The organism is Streptomyces sp. NPDC088097 (assembly GCF_044741845.1).
Taxonomy (GTDB): Bacteria; Actinomycetota; Actinomycetes; order Streptomycetales; family Streptomycetaceae; genus Streptomyces.
Window position 1 is genome coordinate 1,120,788 of the sequence record NZ_JBIUTJ010000001.1, and the last position, 19,848, is coordinate 1,140,635.

Annotated in this window: 15 protein-coding genes; 8 read left to right on the top strand and 7 right to left on the bottom strand. The window is 73.1% G+C overall.

What is annotated here, in order from left to right; translation table 11 throughout:
- Positions 1-627: 627 nt before the first annotated feature.
- Together ACIOD1_RS05130 and ACIOD1_RS05135 are read right to left on the bottom strand one after the other, a co-directional pair.
- The gene (locus ACIOD1_RS05130; protein ID WP_365620277.1) at positions 628-1,572 is read right to left on the bottom strand and encodes an EamA family transporter; all 945 of its coding nucleotides are present in this window, start codon (positions 1,570-1,572) and stop codon (positions 628-630) included.
- A 60-nt stretch (positions 1,573-1,632) separates the two neighbouring features.
- Positions 1,633-4,458: an FAD-binding and (Fe-S)-binding domain-containing protein gene (locus ACIOD1_RS05135; RefSeq protein ID WP_401900192.1), complete on the bottom strand. Its 2,826-nt coding sequence runs from the start codon at positions 4,456-4,458 to the stop codon at positions 1,633-1,635.
- Between the two features lie 84 nt (positions 4,459-4,542).
- On the opposite strand from ACIOD1_RS05135, the gene serC reads away from it, so the two are divergent.
- From serC to ACIOD1_RS05155, 4 genes are all read left to right on the top strand, one after another.
- The gene (serC, locus tag ACIOD1_RS05140; RefSeq protein WP_365620282.1) at positions 4,543-5,661 is read left to right on the top strand and encodes a phosphoserine transaminase; all 1,119 of its coding nucleotides are present in this window, start codon (positions 4,543-4,545) and stop codon (positions 5,659-5,661) included.
- Between the two features lie 304 nt (positions 5,662-5,965).
- The gene (locus ACIOD1_RS05145; RefSeq protein WP_401900193.1) at positions 5,966-6,790 is read left to right on the top strand and encodes a hypothetical protein; all 825 of its coding nucleotides are present in this window, start codon (positions 5,966-5,968) and stop codon (positions 6,788-6,790) included.
- Positions 6,783-7,415: a class F sortase gene (locus ACIOD1_RS05150; protein ID WP_365620288.1), complete on the top strand. Its 633-nt coding sequence runs from the start codon at positions 6,783-6,785 to the stop codon at positions 7,413-7,415. Before ACIOD1_RS05145 ends, ACIOD1_RS05150 begins: the two co-directional genes overlap by 8 nt.
- Positions 7,416-7,494: 79 nt before the next feature.
- Positions 7,495-10,692 (top strand): sacsin N-terminal ATP-binding-like domain-containing protein, encoded by a 3,198-nt coding sequence (locus tag ACIOD1_RS05155; RefSeq protein WP_401900490.1) that lies wholly within the window; start codon positions 7,495-7,497, stop codon positions 10,690-10,692.
- 101 nt (positions 10,693-10,793) lie between these two features.
- Here the strand turns inward: ACIOD1_RS05155 and ACIOD1_RS05160 are convergent, their stop codons facing one another.
- The 3 genes from ACIOD1_RS05160 to ACIOD1_RS05170 all read right to left on the bottom strand — a co-directional run bounded on the left by ACIOD1_RS05160 (position 10,794) and on the right by ACIOD1_RS05170 (position 14,280).
- The gene (locus tag ACIOD1_RS05160) at positions 10,794-11,267 is read right to left on the bottom strand and encodes a hypothetical protein (protein WP_401900195.1); all 474 of its coding nucleotides are present in this window, start codon (positions 11,265-11,267) and stop codon (positions 10,794-10,796) included.
- A gap of 145 nt (positions 11,268-11,412) precedes the next feature.
- Positions 11,413-13,866 carry a cation-translocating P-type ATPase gene (locus ACIOD1_RS05165; RefSeq protein ID WP_365620295.1) on the bottom strand — a complete coding sequence of 818 codons (2,454 nt, stop codon included), beginning with the start codon at positions 13,864-13,866 and terminating at the stop codon, positions 11,413-11,415.
- A gap of 105 nt (positions 13,867-13,971) precedes the next feature.
- On the bottom strand, positions 13,972-14,280 hold the full coding sequence (locus tag ACIOD1_RS05170; protein ID WP_365620298.1) for a DUF2530 domain-containing protein: 309 nt from the start codon (positions 14,278-14,280) through the stop codon (positions 13,972-13,974).
- A gap of 138 nt (positions 14,281-14,418) precedes the next feature.
- Here ACIOD1_RS05170 and ACIOD1_RS05175 point away from each other — a divergent pair, with 138 nt between their 5' ends.
- On the top strand, positions 14,419-15,846 hold the full coding sequence (locus ACIOD1_RS05175) for an NCS2 family permease (RefSeq protein ID WP_365620300.1): 1,428 nt from the start codon (positions 14,419-14,421) through the stop codon (positions 15,844-15,846).
- 34 nt (positions 15,847-15,880) lie between these two features.
- Here the strand turns inward: ACIOD1_RS05175 and ACIOD1_RS05180 are convergent, their stop codons facing one another.
- A complete protein-coding gene (locus tag ACIOD1_RS05180) occupies positions 15,881-16,063 on the bottom strand; it encodes a ribbon-helix-helix protein, CopG family (RefSeq protein ID WP_266574969.1) in 183 nt (60 codons plus the stop codon).
- Between the two features lie 129 nt (positions 16,064-16,192).
- Here ACIOD1_RS05180 and ACIOD1_RS05185 point away from each other — a divergent pair, with 129 nt between their 5' ends.
- The 3 genes from ACIOD1_RS05185 (at position 16,193) to thpR (ending at position 18,690) form a co-directional block, all read left to right on the top strand.
- Positions 16,193-16,630 carry a MarR family transcriptional regulator gene (locus ACIOD1_RS05185; RefSeq protein ID WP_365620303.1) on the top strand — a complete coding sequence of 146 codons (438 nt, stop codon included), beginning with the start codon at positions 16,193-16,195 and terminating at the stop codon, positions 16,628-16,630.
- Positions 16,631-16,655: 25 nt separating this feature from the next.
- Positions 16,656-17,999 (top strand): MFS transporter, encoded by a 1,344-nt coding sequence (locus tag ACIOD1_RS05190; RefSeq protein WP_365620306.1) that lies wholly within the window; start codon positions 16,656-16,658, stop codon positions 17,997-17,999.
- A 124-nt stretch (positions 18,000-18,123) separates the two neighbouring features.
- On the top strand, positions 18,124-18,690 hold the full coding sequence (gene thpR, locus ACIOD1_RS05195) for an RNA 2',3'-cyclic phosphodiesterase (protein WP_365620309.1): 567 nt from the start codon (positions 18,124-18,126) through the stop codon (positions 18,688-18,690).
- Here the strand turns inward: thpR and ACIOD1_RS05200 are convergent.
- Positions 18,642-19,682, bottom strand: a complete 1,041-nt coding sequence (locus ACIOD1_RS05200; protein WP_365620312.1) for an MmcQ/YjbR family DNA-binding protein — start codon at positions 19,680-19,682, stop codon at positions 18,642-18,644. The genes thpR and ACIOD1_RS05200 overlap by 49 nt on opposite strands.
- Positions 19,683-19,848 lie beyond the last annotated feature (166 nt).

The following is a 19,848-nucleotide window of genomic DNA, read 5'->3' on the forward strand; positions in this document are numbered from 1 at the left end:
TGTTCTCCGATTCAGGGCGAAACGTGGGGAAGACTGCGGCTCACGACTCTCGGGGCGGAGCAATCAACTGGGATGGAAATGCGTAATTCGTGAAGGAATCACGCCGCATAAACCAGCGATGATCTCCGAGGCCTACCGTAAACCGGGCCGTTAACGATTCACTATCGTTCGCTAACGCACCTGCTTGACCACAAAAAGCCGCAAGGCCTCGCGGGCCTCATGCGGCTTGTGTCCGGCCACAGACGGATCGCAGACGCTGAGCCGAGTGGGAGGGGGCACGGCATGGTGCGTGGGCCGTCTCCACCGTCCTGAAAGGTTCTGCGAGGGACCCGGATGCCCGGTCTGGTCGCCGAAGCGGCCGTCCCATTGCCTATGACGGGGCCGCTCCTCCCTCGTTCAGACCAGCCCGTTCTTTTGGGGGCTTCCCGACAGTCTTTGGCATTCCGTGACGGGCCGGTCGGTCAAGGGTGGAGCGCAGCGAAATCGCGTAGCGACGCGAACGCAGTGAGCGCCCTTGAAAAATCGGACCGGCACGGAAGGACAGTGGACTGGCGGGAAACCCCCACACCATCCGCGAAACCGGTCAACGGCACCCCGCCGAGGTTCCCCCGCAGCCCCCGCCCCGGCTCAGGCCGCCGGGCGGTTTCGGCGGCCGATCTGGGAGCGGACCGCGCCCATGCTGGCCGTGATCACCAGGGCGATCGCGAGGGCGTCGAGCGGGGACATGGCCTGGTTCAGGAGCAGGAAGCCCGCGGTCGCCGCGATGGCCGGCTCCAGGCTCATCAGGATCGCGAAGGTCGGCGCCGGCATCCGGCGCAGCGCGAGGAGTTCCAGCGTGTACGGCAGCACCGAGGACAGGGCCGCGACGCCGAGGCCGAGCGCGAGGGTGCTCGGGCGCAGCAGGTCGGTGCCCGCTTCCCAGATGCCCAGCGGGAGCGACAGCACGGCGGCCAGCGCCATGGCCAGGGCCAGGCCGTCGGCCTGGGGGAAGCGGCGTCCGGTACGGGCGCTGAAGACGATGTACGCGGCCCACATCGCGCCCGCTCCGAGGGCGTACGCCGCGCCCAGCGGGTCGAGTCCGCCGAAGCCGCCTCCGCCGTGGGTGGACAGCAGGACGACCCCGGCGAGGGCGAGGGCCGCCCAGAGCAGGTTCACCAGCCGGCGGGAGACGATCACGGACAGGGCCAGCGGGCCGAGGACCTCCAGGGTCACGGCGGGGCCGAGCGGGATGCGGTCGATGGCCTGGTAGAAGAGGCCGTTCATGCCGGCCAGCGCCACCCCGAAGGCGACGACGGTGCCCCAGTCGGCGCGGCCGTAACCGCGGAGCTTGGGCCGGCAGACGGCGAGCAGCACCAGCGCGGCGGCGGCCAGGCGCAGGCTGACGACGCCGGCGGCGCCCACCCTGGGCATGATCATGACCGCGATGGCGGCTCCGAACTGCACCGAGATCCCGGCCGCGACCACCAAGGCCACCGGGCCGCCGCGGGCGGGGGTGGCGTCGGGCCCGGCCTGGGTGGTGGCGGGGGCGCCGGCAGCGGCGGTGGTCGCCGGGGAGGAGGAGGGTGCGGGCATCTCTCCAGACTAAGCCGTCGGTAAGGAGCATGACGGCTTCGTTTTCCTTACACGGGTTCCTCACACGGGCCGGTCGGTCGGGGTGGGGAGCGCCTCCGCCAGGAGTTCTGCCAGGTGGCGGGCCCGCCGGTCGGACAGCTGGTCGATCTGGGTCCGGCAGGAGAAGCCGTCCGCGAGGACGGCCGCGTTCGGGGCGGCGGCGCGCAGGGACGGGAGCAGGGCTTCCTCGGCGCACGCCACCGAGACGGCGTGGTGGCCCGGTTCGAAGCCGAAGTTGCCGGCCAGGCCGCAGCAGCCGCCGCTGAGTTCCCCGGTCAGGCCGGCGCGCTCGCGCAGGCGGCGGTCGGCGGCGTCGCCGAGGACGGCGTGCTGGTGGCAGTGGGTCTGGCCGGCGACGGGCCGGTCCAGGCGGGGCGGGGTCCAGTGGGGGGCGTACTCCTCCAGGGTCTCGGCGAAGGTGCGGACGGTCGCGGCGAGGCGGTGCGCGCGGGGGTCGTCCGGGAGCAGGGCGGGGAGGTCGGCGCGCAGGGCCGCCGCGCAGCTGGGTTCGAGGACGACGAGGGGGCCCCGGGGCTCCCCCGGGGCGTCCAGGCTGTCCAGGGTGCGGCGGAGGACGGCCCGGGCCGTGTCCAGGCGGCCGGTGGAGACGTAGGTCAGGGCGCAGCACACCCTGCGGCGGGGCACCTCGACCCGGAGCCCGGCGGCCTCCAGCACGGCGACGGCGGCCCGCCCGACCTCGGGGCCGAGGTGCTCGGTGAAGGTGTCGGGCCACAGGGTCACGGTGACGACGGCACCGGCACCCGCACCGACGACACGAGCACCCACATCCGCACCCACGGCACCCGCACCCACCGCACCCCCGCCCCCGCCGACCCGAACCCCCCGCCCCCGCCACCACCGGCTGAACGGGACTGCCGCCGGCGCCGGCAGGGGGCGTTCGCGGGTCAGGCCCGGGAGGGGGAGTCCGAGGCGGGTGAGGGAGCCGGCCGGGCGGGTCAGGCGCAGGGCCGAGAGCAGGCGGAGCCAGGTCGGGAGGCCGCCCAGGAGGTAGTGGGACAGCGGGCGCAGCCGCCCCGACCAGTGGCGGTGGAGGAACTCGGACTTGTAGGAGGCCATGTCGACGCCCACGGGGCAGTCGCTGAGGCAGCCCTTGCAGCCGAGGCACAGGTCGAGGGCGTCGGCGACCTCCCGGGAGCGCCACCCGTCCCGGACGACCTCCCCGGCCAGCATCTCGTGGAGCAGTCGGGCCCGGCCGCGCGTGGAGTGCCGTTCCTCTCCCGTGGCCCGGTACGAGGGGCACATCACCGCCGGTCCGCCCACCTCCGTCGTGCGGCACTTGGCGACGCCGACGCAGCGGGCGACGTCGGCGGCGAAGGGGGTCGCGGGCAGGACGGCGAAGCGGAGGTTCTCGTCGAGGCGGGCGGGGCGGACGAGGATGCCGGGGTTCATGCCGCCCGCCGGGTCCCAGAGGTCCTTGTAGGCGCCGAAGAGCCGGATCACGTCCTGGCCGTACATGCGCGGGAGCAGCTCCGCGCGGGCCTGCCCGTCGCCGTGTTCGCCGGAGAGGGAGCCGCCGTGGGCGACCACGAGGTCGGCCAGGTCGGAGGAGAAGGCGCGGAAGCGGGCCACGCCCTCGCCCGTCACGAGGTCGAAGTCGATGCGGGCGTGGACGCAGCCCTCGCCGAAGTGCCCGTACGGGGTCCCGCGCAGCCCGTGGGAGGCGAGGAGCCGTCGGAACGCGCGCAGGTACGCGCCCAGCCGCGCGGGCGGCACCGCGCAGTCCTCCCATCCCGGCCAGGCCATCGAGCCGTCCGGGGTGCGGGTGGCGGTGCCGGCGGCGTCCTCGCGGATCCGCCACAGGGCGCGCTGCCCGGCCGGGTCGGTGAGGAGGGTGGCGTCGAGGGCGTCGGCGGCCCGGAGCAGGGCCCGGCCCGCGCCCTCGTCGGGCATCTCCACGAACAGCCAGGCGCCGCCCCGGGGGAGCCCGGTGGCGCCCCGTACGAGGTCGGCGGCCATGCCCTCGACGGTGAGCGGGCCGTACGGGAGGAGGCCGGCGGCCGCGTCCGCCGCCGCACTCTCGTCGGCGTACCCGAGGACGACGAGGACGGGCGCGGCGGGGAGTTCTACGAGGCGCACCACCGCCTCGGTGACCACCCCGAGGGTGCCCTCGCTGCCGCAGAAGGCCCGGGCGAGGCCCACGCCGCGCTCGGGGAGGAGGGCGTCGAGGCCGCCGTAGCCGGAGATCCGTCGGGAGAAGCCGTCGGCGACGCCGGGCACCATCCCGGTGCGCAGGACCGCGAGGTTCCCGGCGATCAGTTCCCGCAGTCCCGCCGGGGCTCCGGCCCATCCGGTGCCGAGACGGTGGTGCGTGCCGCCGTACGTGGTGACGGCCAGCTCGGTGACGTTGTCGGCGGTGGTGCCCCAGGCCACCGAGTGGGCTCCGCAGGCGTTGTTGCCGATCATCCCGCCGAGGGTGCAGCGGGAGTGGGTGGAGGGGTCGGGCCCGAAGGTGAGGCCGTGGGGGCGGACGGCGTCGCGGAGCCGGTCGAGGACGAGGCCGGGCTGGACGACGGCGGTGCGGGCGGCGGGGTCCACGGAGAGCACCGCGTCCATGTGCCGGGTGAGGTCGAGGACCACGCCGGTCCCGGTGGCCTGTCCGGCGATGGAGGTGCCGCCGCCCCGGGGGACGACGGGGACGCCCGCGTCGGCGCAGACCCTCAGGGCCGCGGTCACGTCCTCGGCGTCGCGCGGGGCGACGACGCCGAGCGGGACGCGGCGGTAGTTGGAGGCGTCCATGGTGACCAGGGCCCGCGCGGCGGCACCGAAGTCCACCTCGCCGCGCACGTTCGCCCGCAATGTCCGTTCGAGTTCACCGGTAGACGTCACGCGTTCAGCCTCCCACCGGTACCGTGCGTCTCATCGGGTGGACTCGCCTTCGAAGCGCGGTGCGCGACCCGATACGCTCCGCTCGTGGCTGAGATCCGGATTCCCGCTGACATCAAGCCCGCCGACGGACGCTTCGGCGCGGGCCCCTCCAAGGTGCGGACCGAGGCGCTGGACGCCCTCGCCGCCACCGGTACCTCCCTGCTCGGAACCTCGCACCGCCAGGCCCCGGTCAAGAACCTGGTCGGATCGGTGCGTCAGGGCCTCAGGGACCTCTTCTCCCTCCCCGAGGGCTACGAGGTGATCCTGGGCAACGGCGGCTCCACCGCCTTCTGGGACGTCGCGACCGCCGGTCTCATCGAGCGGAAGTCGCAGCACCTCACCTTCGGCGAGTTCTCCTCGAAGTTCGCCACGGCCGCGAAGCTCGCGCCGTGGCTGGACGCGCCGTCGGTGATCTCCTCCGAGCCGGGTACGCACCCCGAGCCGGTCGCCGAGGCGGGCGTGGACGTGTACGCGTACACGCACAACGAGACCTCGACGGGTGTCGCGGCGCCGATCAAGCGCGTCGCGGGCGCCGACGCCGGTTCGCTCGTCCTGGTGGACGCGACCTCGGGCGCCGGCGGTCTGCCGGTGGACATCACCGAGACCGACGTCTACTACTTCGCCCCGCAGAAGTCCTTCGCCTCCGACGGCGGCCTGTGGCTGGCGGCGTTCTCCCCCGCCGCCCTGGAGCGCGCCGCCCGCGTGCACGCCTCCGGCCGGCACATCCCGGAGTTCTTCTCGCTCCCGACGGCGATCGACAACTCGCTCAAGAACCAGACGTACAACACCCCGGCGCTGTCCACGCTCTTCCTGCTGGACCAGCAGCTGCGGTGGATGAACGACCAGGGCGGTCTGGAGTTCACGACCGGTCGTACGGCCGCCAGCGCGCGCAACCTGTACGGCTGGGCCGAGTCCTCGAAGTACGCGAGCCCGTTCGTGCAGGACGCCGACAAGCGCTCGGCCGTCATCGGCACGATCGACTTCTCGGACGACATCGACGCGGCAGCGGTCGCGAAGGTGCTGCGCGCCAACGGGATCGTGGACACCGAGCCGTACCGCAAGCTGGGCCGCAACCAGCTGCGCGTGGCGATGTTCCCGGCGATCGACCCGGCGGACGTGCAGGCGCTGACGGCGTGCGTCGACTACGTCATCGAGCAGCTCTGACCGTCGGACCGTAGTTTTCCCCGGAGCCCCCGGCGACCTCCTGTCGCCGGGGGCTCCGGCGTTCGCGGCGGCGGGCGCCGCGCATGTCGGTTCCGGGGCTGGGGCCGGGACTTTGGTCCCAAAAATGGGGGCAAAGAGACCGCAAACGGACCTTCCCGATCCCTCGCACGGCCTGCGGATTCACCCCTCGGGACCTTCGGCGGGCCCCTCGCCGACCCGAAAACCCCACGCAACCGAATGCCCCGCGATGTCCCTCATGTCTGATGTGCCGGGAAGAAGCCCCGGCCCGTTCAGGAGGAATCACATGCGCAAGGCACTCACCATCTCGGCGATCGCCCTCGCCTCGTCGATGGCTCTCGGCGGCGCCACCACCGCTTTCGCCGCCGACTCCACGGCGTCCCCCTCTCCCTCGGCGAGCGCGAGCGCGAGCTCCACCCCCAAGCCCGCCCACGCGGCCCTGTCGGTGCCCACCTCCCCGGTCAAGCCGGGTGACTCCGTCACCCTCTCCATGGAGGTCCCGGACGGCTCGACGAACCTCTCCGTCTCCTCCTCGGCCCTGAATAACGTCAAGATGACCGACGGCAGGGGCGTCAGCGCCACGATCGCCGACGTCAAGGACGGCGACTACGGCGTCTCGCTCGTCGGCACCGGCCCCGAGGGACAGAAGCTCCAGGCCACCGCGCAGCTGCACGTCAAGGCCGACTCCCCCAAGCCCACCCCCGCGCCCTCCACAGTCCAGCTCTCCACGGACTTCGGTCGCGCCGGGGACAAGGTCGTCGTCACCGTCAAGACCTCCGCGAAGGACGCGTCCGTCAAGTCGCTCGCCTTCGCCGGCGGCCAGGTCAACCTCAAGAGCGACGGCAAGGGCACCTTCACCGGCACCGCCACCGTCGCCCAGGACGTCAAGTCCGGCTACTACGGCGTCGACGCCTACGCGGGCGGCAAGAAGTTCGACACCGTGAAGTTCTCCACCGAGGGCAAGTCCACCCCGGACAAGAAGACCCACGTGAACCCGCACGTGAACCCGGACGTCAAGCCGCTCAAGCCGAGCGACCACAAGACGCCCCGCGGCTCCGTGAACACCGGTCAGGCACCCGTCGGTTACGTCGCCGAGTCCACCCGTGGCTGAGCGGATCCCCCACCGTGCCCCGGGCCGGGGCGGCCGCCGCGCACGCCGCGCGGCCGCCCTGGCCGGGGCCACGGCCCTCGCCGCCTCCCTCGCCTGCGGCTGCTCCTCCGCCGCCGGCTCCTCGGAGGTCAAGCCCGTCAACGCCGTGGCCGCCTCCTCCCTCGCCCCGTCCGTCCCGGACCGCGTCACCATCCCGGACATCAAGGTCGACGCCCCCCTCGACACCGTCGGCCTCGACGACCGGGGCGTCATGCGGGAGCCCGACTTCGCCAAGCCCGACGACGCGGCCTGGTACCAGCAGGGCCCCACCCCCGGCGAGGCCGGACCGGCCGCGATCGTCGGCCACATGGACACCCCGCAGGCCCCGAAGGCGGTGTTCTTCAACCTCAAGTCCCTCAAGAAGGGCGGGCAGATCGAGGTGCACCGCACCGACGGGAGCACGGCCGTCTTCGCCGTGGACGAGGTCGACACCTTCAAGAAGGACGCCTTCCCCTCGGACAAGGTCTACGGGGACACCCACGGCAAGGCCGAGCTGCGCCTCATCACCTGCGGCGGCAACCTCACCGCGGACCGCCACTGGGACTCCAACGTGGTCGTGTTCGCCCACCTCACGGGCAAGGCGTAACCCCACACGCGATACCTTCAGGCGTTCGGGGCAGGAACTGGTCCCGAACCCGGCACATCTTGGAGGCAGCGGCGTGAGCGTGCGAGTGACGGCGGCCCGGAGCGGCGTGGACCCTTTCAGCACGGCCCGACTGCGGCGCGCGGTGCTGGATGCCTGGGGCGCCGGCCCGGCCCGCTTCCGGGAGGACGCCAACGCCGAAGAGGACCTGGCGCTCGGCGGCTACCGGGACCGGCTCGTCGTCGAGCTGGCCCAGAACGCCGCCGACGCCGCGGCCCGCGCGCAGGTGCCCGGCCGGCTCAGGCTGACCCTGCACCCCGCCGACGCGAACGGGCCCGCCGTCCTCGCCGCCGCCAACACCGGGGCCCCGCTCGACGCCACCGGCGTGGAGTCCCTCAGCACCCTGCGCGCCTCCGCCAAGCGGGAGAACGCGTCGGACGCCGTGGGCCGCTTCGGCGTCGGCTTCGCCGCCGTGCTGGCCGTCTCCGACGAGCCCGCCGTCCTCGGCCGCCACGGCGGTGTCCGCTGGTCCCTCGCCGAAGCGCGCGAGCTGGCCCGCGAAGCCGCCGGCGGCAGCCCCGGCCTCGGCGACGAACTGCGCCGCCGCGACGGCCACGTCCCGCTGCTGCGCCTGCCGTTGCCCGCCGAGGGCACCGCCCCCGAGGGGTACGACACCGTCGTGGTCCTCCCGCTGCGCGACGCCGCCGCCGCCGACCTCGCCGAACGCCTCCTCGCCGGGATCGACGACGCCCTCCTGCTGACCCTGCCCGGCCTGCGCGAGGTCGTCGTCGACACCCCGGCGGGCGGCTCCCGGACCCTCTACCGGCGCACCGAGGGCCCGTACACCGTCATCGAGGACTCCGCCTCGGGCACCCACCGCTGGCGCACCGTCCGCCACACCGGCCCCCTGGAGCCCGCGCTCCTCGCCGACCGGCCCCTGGAGGAACGTCTCCGGCCCGCCTGGGCGGTCACCTGGGCCGTCCCCGTCGACCTCGACGGCGCCCCCGAACACCCCCGCACCGCTCCCTTCGTGCACGCCCCGACCCCCACTGACGAACCCCTCGGCATCCCCGGGCTGCTCATCGCGACCCTGCCCCTGGACCCCACCCGCCGCCACCCCGCGCCCGGACCGCTGACCGACTTCCTCGTCGAGCGCGCGGCCGACGCGTACGCCGAACTCCTCGGCACCTGGGAGCCGGTGAGCACCGCCCTGGTGGACCTCGTCCCCGGCCCGCTCGGCAAGGGCGAGCTGGACGGCGCCCTGCGCGGCGCCGTCCTGGCCCGCCTGCCCCGCACCGCCTTCCTCGCCCCCGCCGCACCGGCCGCCCCCGCGGAGGCGGAGGACACCGCGACCGCCGAGGACCTCGCGGCCTCCGGGGACCTCGCGGCCTCCGACGACTCCACCGCCGCGCGGGAGCGCCACGCCCTGCGCCCCTTCGAGGCCGAGGTCGTCGAGGGCGCCGGCGCCGACACCGTACGGGTCCTCGCCGAGGTGCTCCCGACCCTGCTCCCCGCCGGGCTGGAGCGCCGCTCCGAGCTGCGCACCCTCGGGGTGGGCCGGCTGCCGCTCGGCGACGCCATCGAGCGGATCGCCGGGATCGAGCGCACCCCGGACTGGTGGCACCGCCTCTACGACACCCTCGCCGGGGTCGACCCCGACCGGCTGTCCGGGCTCCCCGTACCGCTGGCCGACGGCCGCACCACCATCGGGCCCCGCCACGTCCTGCTCCCCTACGCCGACACCCCGGTCAACCTGGCCCGCCTCGGCCTCAAGGTGGCCCACCCCGACGCCGCGCACCCGCTGCTGGAGAAGCTCGGCGCCCTCCCCGCCACCGCCCGGGCCGTCCTGACGACCCCGCAGGTCCGCGCCGCCGTCGCCGCCTCGCTGGACGCCGGGGACATCTGGGACGAGGACGCGGACGTCCTGGACCCCGACGAGCTGGCCGAGACCGTCCTGACCCTGGTCCGGGACGCGGGCCTGAGCGCCGGGGACGAGCCCTGGCTGGGCGCCCTGGCCCTGCCCGATGAGGACGGCGAGCCGACCCCGGCCGGTGAACTCCTGCTCGCGGGCAGCGCGTTGGCCTCCGTACTGCGCGAGGACGAGATCCCGTACCTGGATGCCGAGCTGGCGGCGCGCTGGGACGAGGAAACCCTGGCCGCCTGCGGGGTGTTGACCTTCTTCCAGTTGGTCCGCGCCACCGACGTGGTCCTGGACCCGGACGAACTGGAGCCCCGCGACGGGGACTTCGCCGAGCCCGACGACGCCGGACTGCTGGACGCCGTCGACGTCTGGTGCGAGGACCTTCTCGACCAGCTCCCCGACACCCCGGTCCCGCCCGTGGCCACCGAGCTGGTCGCCGTGCGCGACCTCGACCTCGTCGACGACGACCGCTGGCCCCAGGCCCTGGCCATGCTGGCCCAGCCCCCGCTGCGCGACGCCCTGACCCAGCCCGTGCGGATCCTGCTCCCGGACGGCACCACCGAGTCCGTGCGCTCGTACACCGCCTGGTGGCTGCGCGACCACCCGGTGCTCGACGGCCGCCGCCCCGCCGGACTGCGGGCGGCGGGCGGCGACCCGCTGCTGGAGGGCCTCTACGCGCCCGCCGACGCCACCGGCTTCGAGGACGAGCAGGTCCTGCGGGCGCTGGGCGTACGCACCACCGCCCGCGCCCTCCTGGAGGAGCCCGGCGGCGCCGCCGAGCTGCTGGGCCGCCTCGCCGACCCGGACCGCGAGGTCACCGGCCGACAACTGCACGGCCTCTACGGGGCGCTGGCCCACCTGGACCCCGAGCAGGTCACCCTGCCCGACGAGCTGCGCGCGGTGGTGGACGGGCAGGTGGTCGTGGTCGACGCCGCCGACGCGGTCATCGCCGACGCCCCGGACCTCCTGCCGCTGACGCGGGGGCTGCCGCTCCTGCCGGTCTCCCCGTCCCGGGCGGCCGACCTCGCCGAACTCCTCCAGGTCCGCCGCCTGTCGGACACCGTCCCGGCCGAGGTGAGCACGCCGGGCGAGGAGCACGAGGTGCCGGAGTCGGTGCGCGCCCTGCTGGGTCCGGCGACCCCGGCGACGTACCTGGAGCACGAGGAGCTGATCGCGGGCGGCACCGAACTGGACTGGCGCCGCACCCCGGACGGCACGCTGCACGCCTCCACCCTGGAGGGTGTGGCCGCCGCCCTGGCCTGGGCGGCGGGCCAGTGGCCGCGCCGCTTCGAGGTCGCCGCCCTCCTGGAGGACCCCTCCCGCACACCGGAACTGGCCCGCGACCGCTGGTTCGACTGAGACCGCCTCCCCGGGGGTCCGCCGCTCCCCCGGGGGCCGGCGGCGCCCCCGTGGGGGCCCGTCGTGCGTCCGTGCGTCCCCGGGGGGCCCGTCGCGTCCCCTCAGAACCGGAACAGCACCCCGCGCCAGGTCCACCCCGCGTCGAGCACCGCGCTCCGCAGGGGGTCCTTCATCTCCCGTGAGCTGTAGCGGAACGTCTCGACCAGGCGCCGCCGCCCGTCGGGGCCCTTCCGGATCTCCCACTGGCGGGCGATCCGGGTCGAACCCCCACGGCCGTAGGTCCGCACCTTGCTCCCGTCGTGCGAGACCTCCCGCCCCCACTGCTCCTCGATGGTGACGACCTCGCGGCTCATCGGGACCAGTCGCATCCGGATCTTGACGTTCAGGTCCAGTTCCGGGACCCGGCGCTCCGCCACGACGTCGGCCTTCTCCTTGCCGAACCCCTGCCGCACGCGGAAGCCGCTGTCCGGGCCGCCCAACGCGAGCAGCGCTTCCCTCAACTCCGTGGTCGGCAGGGCCCTGACGTCGACGTCGGGGTACCTGGTCCCCGTCCACCTGTCCCGGAGCCGTCCCATCTCAGGCCTCCCGGATGCTCGTACCGGCGCCCGTCGGGCCGCCGTTCCACTGGCCCAGACCGTCCGACATGCCGTACCTCCCCGTTGCGGGCATCGATCATAGGCATGCCTGGTCACGGGGGAGTTGGGGGGCCGGGGACAGCCCTCAGGCGGGGAACTTCCGGGTGACCCAGCGGAAGGCGAACTCGATCAGGGCCGCCGCCACCACCGCGATGGCGACCGCGATCCACGGCATCGTGACGCCCTCCAGCTCCAGCTGGAAGAAGTCCTGGAGCCAGGGGACGACGAGCACGATCAGGAAGGCCCCGCTCATCGCGCCGATCAGGCCCACCCGCCACCAGGTGTAGGGGCGGGCGATGATCGCCAGGACCCACATCGAGGTGAGGAACAGGGTCAGCGTCGCGGCGCTGGTCTCGGCCTTGAGGGCGTCGGGGCCGCTGTAGTGGGCGCGGGCGATCACGTACGTCACGAAGGTGGCGACGCCGGCGACGACCCCGCCGGGGATGGCGTAGCGCATGACCCGCTTCACGAAGTGCGGCTTGGCGCGCTCCTTGTTCGGCGCCAGGGCCAGGAAGAAGGCCGGGATGCCGATGGTGAGCGTGGACAGCAGGGTCAGGTGGCGCGGCAGGAAGGGGTACTCGACCTGCGAGCAGACCACCAGGACGGCCAGGAGTACGGAGTAGACCGTCTTGGTGAGGAAGAGGGTCGCGACGCGGGTGATGTTGCCGATGACCCGGCGGCCCTCGGCGACCACCGAGGGGAGGGTGGAGAAGCTGTTGTTGAGCAGGACGATCTGCGCGACCGCCCGGGTGGCCTCCGAGCCCGAGCCCATGGAGACGCCGATGTCGGCGTCCTTGAGGGCGAGGACGTCGTTGACCCCGTCGCCGGTCATGGCGACCGTGTGGCCCTTGGACTGGAGGGCGGCGACCATGTCGCGCTTCTGCTGCGGGGTGACCCGGCCGAAGACGGCGTTCTCGTCGAGGACGGCGGCCATCTCGGCCTGCTCGGTGGGGAGCTTGCGGGCGTCGACGGTGTTCTCGGCGCCCGGCAGCCCGAGCTTCGCGGCCACCGCTCCCACGGAGACGGCGTTGTCGCCGGAGATGACCTTGGCCTTGACCTCCTGGTCCTCGAAGTAGCGCAGGGTGTCGGCCGCGTCGGGCCGCAGGCGCTGTTCGAGGACGACGAGGGCGGTCGGCCGGGCCCCCTCGGCCACGCCCGCGTGGTCGAGTTCGCGGGCGGAGCGGGCCAGGAGCAGGACGCGCAGGCCCTGCTCGTTGAGGCCGTTGATCTCCTCCAGGGCGGGGTCGCCGGCGGGCAGGAGCACGTCGGGGGCGCCCAGCAGCCAGGTGTTGTTCTCGCCGTCGCCCTCGCTGAAGCTGGCACCGCTGTACTTGCGGGCGGAGGAGAAGGGCAGGGACTCGGTGCAGCGCCATTCGGCGCTGTCGGGGTAGGCGTCGATGATCGCCTGGAGGCTGGCGTTGGGGCGCGGGTCGGATTCGCCGAGGGCGCCGAGCACCTTCTGCACGTAGGCCGGGTCCGCCCCACCGAGGGGGCGCAGCTCGGTGACGTCCATGCCGCCCTCGGTGAGGGTGCCGGTCTTGTCGAGGCAGACGACGTCGACGCGGGCGAGGCCCTCGATGGCGGGCAGCTCCTGGACCAGGCACTGCTGGCGGCCGAGGCGGATGACGCCGATGGCGAAGGCCACGGAGGTCAGCAGGACGAGGCCCTCGGGGATCATCGGGACGATGCCGCCGACGGTGCGGGCGATGGAGTCCTTGAGGTTGTTGTCCTTGACGACGAGCTGGCTGATGATCAGGCCGATCGAGGTCGGGATCATCATCCAGGTGACGTACTTGAGGATGGTGGAGATGCCGGAGCGCAGCTCGGAGTGGACGAGCGTGAAGCGGGAGGCCTCTTCGGCCAGCTGGGCGGCGTAGGCCTCGCGGCCGACCTTGGTGGCGGTGAAGGCGCCGCCGCCGGCGACGACGAAGGATCCGGACATGACCGGGTCGCCGGCCTTCTTGAGGACGGGGTCGGCCTCGCCGGTGAGGAGGGACTCGTCGATCTCCAGGCCTTCGGCCTCGCCGACGCGGCCGTCGACGACGACTTTGTCGCCGGGTCCGAGTTCGATCACGTCGCCGAGGACGATCTCGGAGGTCGAGATCTCGGAGGTGGCGCCGTCGCGGCGGACGCTGGGTTTGGCCTCGCCGATGACGGCGAGGCCGTCGAGGGTCTTCTTGGCCCGCATCTCCTGGATGATGCCGATGCCGGTGTTCGCGATGATCACGAAGCCGAAGAGGCTGTCCTGGATGGGCGCGACGAAGAGCATGATCACCCACAGGACGCCGATGATGGCGTTGAAGCGGGTGAAGACGTTCGCGCGGACGATCTCGGCGGTGGAGCGCGAGGAGCGGACGGGGACGTCGTTGACCTCTCCCCGGGCGACCCGTTCGGCCACCTCGGCGGTGGTCAGGCCGCCCGCTTTGAAGCGGGGGGCGGGGGGCTTCATGGGGTGGACGGGATCCAGTTCGGCCCCCGCGTCGATGGCGGCGCCGGACCGCTCCGGCCCGTCATGGTCGATCCCTGCCCGCTGCGTCATGCTTTCGACGGTAAAGGGCGTTCCAACGGTTCACCCGCCGAGCGGTCGGAAGATCCGACTTCAGGATGAGTGGAATCGTCCGCAGGTACGGCGGGCTTCGCCGCCCTATCGGTCCCGCTCGCCAGCGGAATCCCCGGCGGCCCGCGCCGGGGGCTCGGCGGCGGCGCGTTCGGCCGCGTGGCGCTTGAGGGCGGCGTCGCGGCCCCGGACGTACCAGACGCCGATCAGGCCGAGCCCGCCACCGGCCGCGCAGGTCCACAGCCACCACAGGAGTTCCCGGTCCGCGAACCACCCGTAGAAGGGGAGCTGAACGAGGAACAGGGCGAACCAGAGGATCGTGCCGCCCGTGACGGTAGCGACGACCGGCCCCTCCAGGGGCTCGGGCGCCTCATGCTTCGCAGTCCACTTCGCCATGCCGTCAGTCTAGGTGGCCGGAAAACGGGTCTACGCGCGGAGATGGACGGCCGCTCGTTCATGTGTTCATACTGAAACGGTTTGCCTACGGCCTGATTTATTCGTACGAACCACTAAATCGACCAGTTTGAGGACCGCATGAGCACCTCGGCACCCGCCGCGGCCCCCACCACCGCCCTGGACCGCTACTTCAAGATCTCCGAGCGCGGTTCGACCGTCGCCCGGGAGGTCCGCGGCGGCCTGGCGACCTTCTTCGCGATGGCCTACATCATCGTGCTGAACCCGATCATCCTGGGCAGCGCGAAGGACATGTACGGGCACCAGCTCGACAGCGGCCAGCTGGTCACCGCCACCGTGCTGACGGCGGCCTTCACCACCCTCCTCATGGGTGTGATCGGCAACGTCCCGATCGCGCTGGCCGCCGGCCTCGGCGTGAACACCGTCGTGGCCCTCCAGCTGGCCCCGCGGATGAGCTGGCCGGACGCCATGGGCATGGTCGTCCTCGCCGGCTTCGTGGTGATGCTGCTGGTCGCCACCGGCCTGCGCGAGCGGGTCATGAACGCCGTGCCGCTGAGCCTGCGCAAGGGCATCGCGATCGGCATCGGCCTGTTCATCATGCTGATCGGCCTGGTCGACTCCGGCTTCGTCACCCGCATCCCGGACCTCGCGCACACCACGGTCCCGCTCCAGCTCGGCACGGGCGGCCACCTGCACGGATGGCCGGTCCTGATCTTCGCCGTCGGGGTGCTGCTGACCCTCGCGCTGCTGATCCGCAAGACCCCGGGCGCGATCCTGATCTCCATCGTGGCCATGACCCTGATCGCGGTCGCCGTCCAGCTGATCACCGACCTGCCGGACCTGGCCTGGGGCCTGACCGTCCCGCAGTGGCCGGGCAGCCCGGTGGCCGCGCCCGACTTCGGGCTCGTCGGCCAGGTCAGCCTCTTCGGCGGCTTCCAGAAGGTCGGCCTGCTGACGGGCGTCCTGTTCGTCTTCACCGTGCTGCTGTCCTGCTTCTTCGACGCGATGGGCACCATCCTCGGCGTCGGCGACGAGGCGAAGCTGATCGACAAGGCCGGCAACTTCCCGGGCATCAACCGGGTGCTGCTGGTCGACGGCCTGGCCGTCGCCGCGGGCGGGGCGACCTCCTCCTCCGCCACCACCTGCTTCGTGGAGTCCACGGCCGGCGTCGGCGAGGGCGCCCGTACGGGCCTGGCCAACGTGGTGACGGGCGCCCTCTTCGCCGTGGCGCTGTTCCTCACCCCGATCGCCACGATGGTGCCCTCGCAGGCCGCCACCCCCGCCCTGGTGGCGGTCGGCTTCCTGATCCTGGCGGGCTCGGTCAAGGACATCGACTGGAGCGACTTCACCGTCGCCGTCCCGGCCTTCCTGGCCATGGTGACGATGCCCTTCACCTACTCGATCACCAATGGCATCGGCATCGGCTTCATCACCTTCGCCGTCCTGCGACTGGCGACGGGCCGGGGCCGCGAGGTCCCGGTCGCCATGTACGTCGTCTCGGCGGTGTTCGTCTTCTACTACGCCATGCCGGCGCTCGGCCTCACCTAGGCCCCAGGGGCCGGACGCAGGCCGCCCACGGCGGTCACGTCAGACCGTAGAACTTCTCTGTCTCGTCGACGGCGGTCTTGAACCGCTCGTCGAAGTCATCGCGAATGAGCGTCCGGACGACATAGTCCTGGACGCTCATTCCGCGTTTGGCGGCATGGTGCCGGAGCCGCTCCAGCAGCTCCCCGTCTATGCGCATGCTCAGCACATGTGTCCCCATGCCGAAAGGGTCGGGCCACAGGGTGCGGACGCGCGTCACTTTCCGCCGTCGACTCACCCGTACGAGTGACGGGAGGGGCAGGGGGATACCCGGTGTTCCTTAGGAAGAGTAATGAGTTATTCTAAAGACATGTCTGACCTTTCCCATGGCGACGATGCTGCCGCCGTGAACGACCTCCGCTCCGCCGTCATGCGGCTGGGCCGACGCCTGAAGCACCAGCGCGTCGACGAATCGCTGAGCCCGACCGAGATGTCGGTGCTCGGCACCCTCGCCCGATGCGGCCAGGCCACCCCCGGTGAGCTGGCCCGGCGCGAGCACGTCCAGCCCCCGTCGATGACCCGCATCGTCGCCCTGCTGGAGGCCAAGGGACTGGTCCGGCTCGAACCGCACCCCGACGACCGCCGCCAGAAGGTGGTCAGCCAGACGGAGGAGGCCGAGGCGATGCTCGAAGAGAGCCGTCGCAAGCGCAACGCCTTCCTGGCCGGGCTCGCCGCCGAGCTGTCCGAGGACGAGTGGGCCAAGCTCCGCGAGGCCGCCCCCGTCCTGGAGAAGCTCGCGCACCTGTAGGAACGACGCCTGGAGGCGAACGCTTTTGAGTACGGGAACCGGAGCAGACTCCGCACCCGGCCACACATCCACCCCCTCTACCGCGGTCCCGGCGGGCACGAACTCCATGTTCGGCTCGCTGAAGATCCGCAACTACCGACTCTTCGCGACCGGCCAGGTCGTATCGAACACCGGCACCTGGATGCAGCGCATCGCCCAGGACTGGCTGGTCCTGTCCCTGACCGGATCCGCCTCCGCCGTCGGCATCACGATCGCCCTGCAGTTCCTGCCGATGCTGATGTTCGGCCTCTACGGAGGCGTCCTCGCCGACCGGCTGCCGAAGCGACCGCTGCTGATCGCCACGCAGGGCGCGATGGGCCTGACCGGCATCGCCCTCGCCGTCCTCACCCTGGCCGGACACGTCCAGGTGTGGCACGTCTACCTCGCGGCCTTCCTGCTCGGCCTGGTCACCGTCGTGGACAACCCGGCGCGCCAGACCTTCGTACCCGAGATGGTCGGCCCGGCGCAGGTCGCGAACGCGGTCAGCCTGAACTCCGCCAACTTCCAGTCCGCGCGGCTGGTCGGCCCGGCGATCGCCGGTGTACTCATCACCGCCGTCGGCTCCGGCTGGGCCTTCCTGCTGAACGGCCTGTCCTTCGCCGCACCGATCGCCGCGCTGCTGATGATGCGGACCCGGGACCTGCACCCCGTCACCCCGCAGCCGCGGGCGAAGGGCCAGCTCCGGGAGGGCCTGCGCTACGTGGCGGGTCGGCCCGAGCTGATCTGGCCGATCGTCCTGGTCGGCTTCATCGGCACCTTCGGGTTCAACTTCCCGATCTGGCTGTCGGCCTACGTCAGCGACGTCTTCCACGGCGACGCGGGCACCTACGGGCTGTTCAACACCCTGATCGCGGCCGGCTCCCTGGCGGGCGCGCTGCTCGCCGCCCGACGCGGCCAGGCTCGGCTGCGGCTGCTCGTCTCGGCCGCCGCACTGTTCGGCGGGCTGCTGCTGGTGACGGCGTACGCCCCCGGCTTCTGGCTGTTCGCGGCGCTGCTGGTGCCGGTCGGGATGTTCGGCCTGACCGTCAATGTCGTCGCCAACTCCAGCGTCCAGATGGCGACCGACCCCGAGATGCGGGGCCGGGTCATGGCCCTGTTCATGATGGTCTTCACCGGCGGCACCCCGGTCGGGGCCCCGCTGGTGGGCTGGGTCACCGACACCTACGGGGCCCGGGTGGGCATGGCCTCGGGCGGGGCGATCTCGCTGCTGGCGGCTCTGGGCGTCGCCGCCGTCCTGGCCCGCGTGGGCAACCTGCGCGTCCGTCTGGACCGCCACGGCATCGCCTTCGTGCCCTCGACCCGCGCACGCGAGCTGGCCACGGCGGCGTAGCGTCCGGCCGGGGGCCGCACCGCCCCCGGCCGCTGCCCCTGCCCCTGCCGTTGCCCCGGCCCCTGCTGCCGGCCCAGTCGCCGTCGCCCGATCGGGGGCGGGCGGGGCGGGATATCGTCGGGGCATGAGGCTGTTCGCCGCCGTGTTGCCCGACGCCCCCGCCGTCGCGGAACTCCGCTCGGCCCTGGCTCCCGTGCCGCGCGGGGAGCGGCTGCGCTGGACCGCCGAGGCGGGCTGGCACTTCACGCTCGCCTTCATGGGGGAGGTCCCCGAGGCGCTCCTGCCCGACCTGCACGCCCGCCTGGCCCGCGCGGCGGCCCGTACGGCCCCCTTCGGGCTCCGGATCCACGGCTCGGGCCACTTCGGCGAGCGCGCCCTGTGGGTCGGGGCCGCCGGCGGCATCGACACGCTGCGGCTGCTCGCCGAGCGGGCCGACGCCGCCGCCCGACGGGCCGGGGTGCCCATGGAGCAGCACCACCGTTACACCCCGCACCTCACGCTCGCCCGGGGCCACGACGGGGCCGACCTGCGGCCCGCCGTGGAGGCCCTTGCCGGCTTCGAGGGCGCGCCCTGGCGGGTGGACACCCTCAGCCTGGTGCGCAGCAACCTCCCCGTCCACGGGGTCCCGGGCGAACAGCCCCGCTACGAGGTGGTCGGCGCCTGGCCCCTGGCGGGCACCGGGACCGGCTGAGCGGCGCCGGAGCGGTGGCTCAGGGTGACGTACAAGTACTCGTCGAGGACCTTCGCGAGCGGCAGCCCGGGGCGTCCCAGGTCGGCGGTCAGGGCCTCCTCGGTCAGGCCCGTCTCCGCGAGCGCCGCCCGCGCCCAGGCCCGGCCGGTGCGCAGGTGGCGCGCGAAGGCCCCGGCGTCACGGCCGCCGTGCAGCCGGGTCGCGATGGCCGCGTCCCACGGCATCACGGTGCGCGGCCGGAGCGCGAAGAGGGCCTTCGCGGCGGCGGTCGGGCCGAGGGTGCGCCGGCCGAGCGGCAGCGCGGACAGCTCCCCGTACGCGACCGCGAGGGCGGCGACGTCGCGGTCGGTCAGTTCCGCGAGCGGCGCCGAGGGCAGGCCGTCGCCGGTCAGGGCGTGCCGGGTCCACCAGGCGTCGAGCCCGGTGTCGAGCGGGTCCGGCTCCCCCGGTCGGGGATAACGCAGGCGGCAGCCCCAGGAGTTGAGCCAGCGGTGCAGGACCGCCCGGTGGGCGGCGGTGGCCAGGTCCGGGCCGGGGGCGGTGTCCTCGACCAGGGCGAGCCAGCTGCGGTCCACCCCGGGGAAGGCCCCGAACACCTCGGCGGCGGCCCGTAGCCGGGCGGCTCCGGGCGCGGGCGGCAGCGCGTCCTCGGGGGTCCCGAGGTGGGCGCGGGCCACCTTCGCCGGGACGCACATCCGCCAGGCCTCGGTGACCAGCTCCGCCAGTTCGGCGGGGTCCAGGGCGGCCATCCGGGCCTCCACCCAGTGGTAGCGCATGTCCCCGGTGCCCGGCAGGAAGAACTTCTCCGGTTCGGCGGCGACCAGCGCGGCCCGCTCCTCCTTGGGGAAGGCGAAGCCCAGCTCGCTCTCGTCGCGGGACAGGGCCAGGTACACGATGCGGCCGATGCGAAACTTCACCCGGTCGCGGACGAGGTGTTCCTCGCTGCGCGGCAGCGCCAGGGCCAGCCGCCGTACGTCCTCCACGGTCACCATGACGGAAGTCTCGCAGCCCCCGGCACGGGCCCGGGGGCCGGTCGCGTTAGTCTCGACGGGTGGATCCGAAGACCAGAAACCGTGTCATGGCCGGTGTGCTCGTGCTGATGTTCGTCGTCGTCGCGGTGGCGGCCGCCGTGGGCCAGTAGCCACCACCGCGAGCGAC

Bases quoted from the DNA above. Each gene is read 5' to 3' on its own strand.
- ACIOD1_RS05175 (WP_365620300.1), top strand. From the start codon at position 14,419: ATGAGCACCTCGGCACCCGCCGCGGCCCCCACCACCGCCCTGGACCGC.
- ACIOD1_RS05145 (WP_401900193.1), top strand. From the start codon at position 5,966: ATGCGCAAGGCACTCACCATCTCGGCGATCGCCCTCGCCTCGTCGATG.
- ACIOD1_RS05160 (WP_401900195.1), bottom strand. From the start codon at position 11,267: ATGGGACGGCTCCGGGACAGGTGGACGGGGACCAGGTACCCCGACGTC.
- ACIOD1_RS05185 (WP_365620303.1), top strand. From the start codon at position 16,193: ATGTCTGACCTTTCCCATGGCGACGATGCTGCCGCCGTGAACGACCTC.
- ACIOD1_RS05180 (WP_266574969.1), bottom strand. From the start codon at position 16,063: ATGGGGACACATGTGCTGAGCATGCGCATAGACGGGGAGCTGCTGGAG.
- thpR (WP_365620309.1), top strand. From the start codon at position 18,124: ATGAGGCTGTTCGCCGCCGTGTTGCCCGACGCCCCCGCCGTCGCGGAA.
- ACIOD1_RS05200 (WP_365620312.1), bottom strand. From the start codon at position 19,682: ATGGTGACCGTGGAGGACGTACGGCGGCTGGCCCTGGCGCTGCCGCGC.
- ACIOD1_RS05170 (WP_365620298.1), bottom strand. From the start codon at position 14,280: ATGGCGAAGTGGACTGCGAAGCATGAGGCGCCCGAGCCCCTGGAGGGG.
- ACIOD1_RS05165 (WP_365620295.1), bottom strand. From the start codon at position 13,866: ATGACGCAGCGGGCAGGGATCGACCATGACGGGCCGGAGCGGTCCGGC.
- ACIOD1_RS05130 (WP_365620277.1), bottom strand. From the start codon at position 1,572: ATGCCCGCACCCTCCTCCTCCCCGGCGACCACCGCCGCTGCCGGCGCC.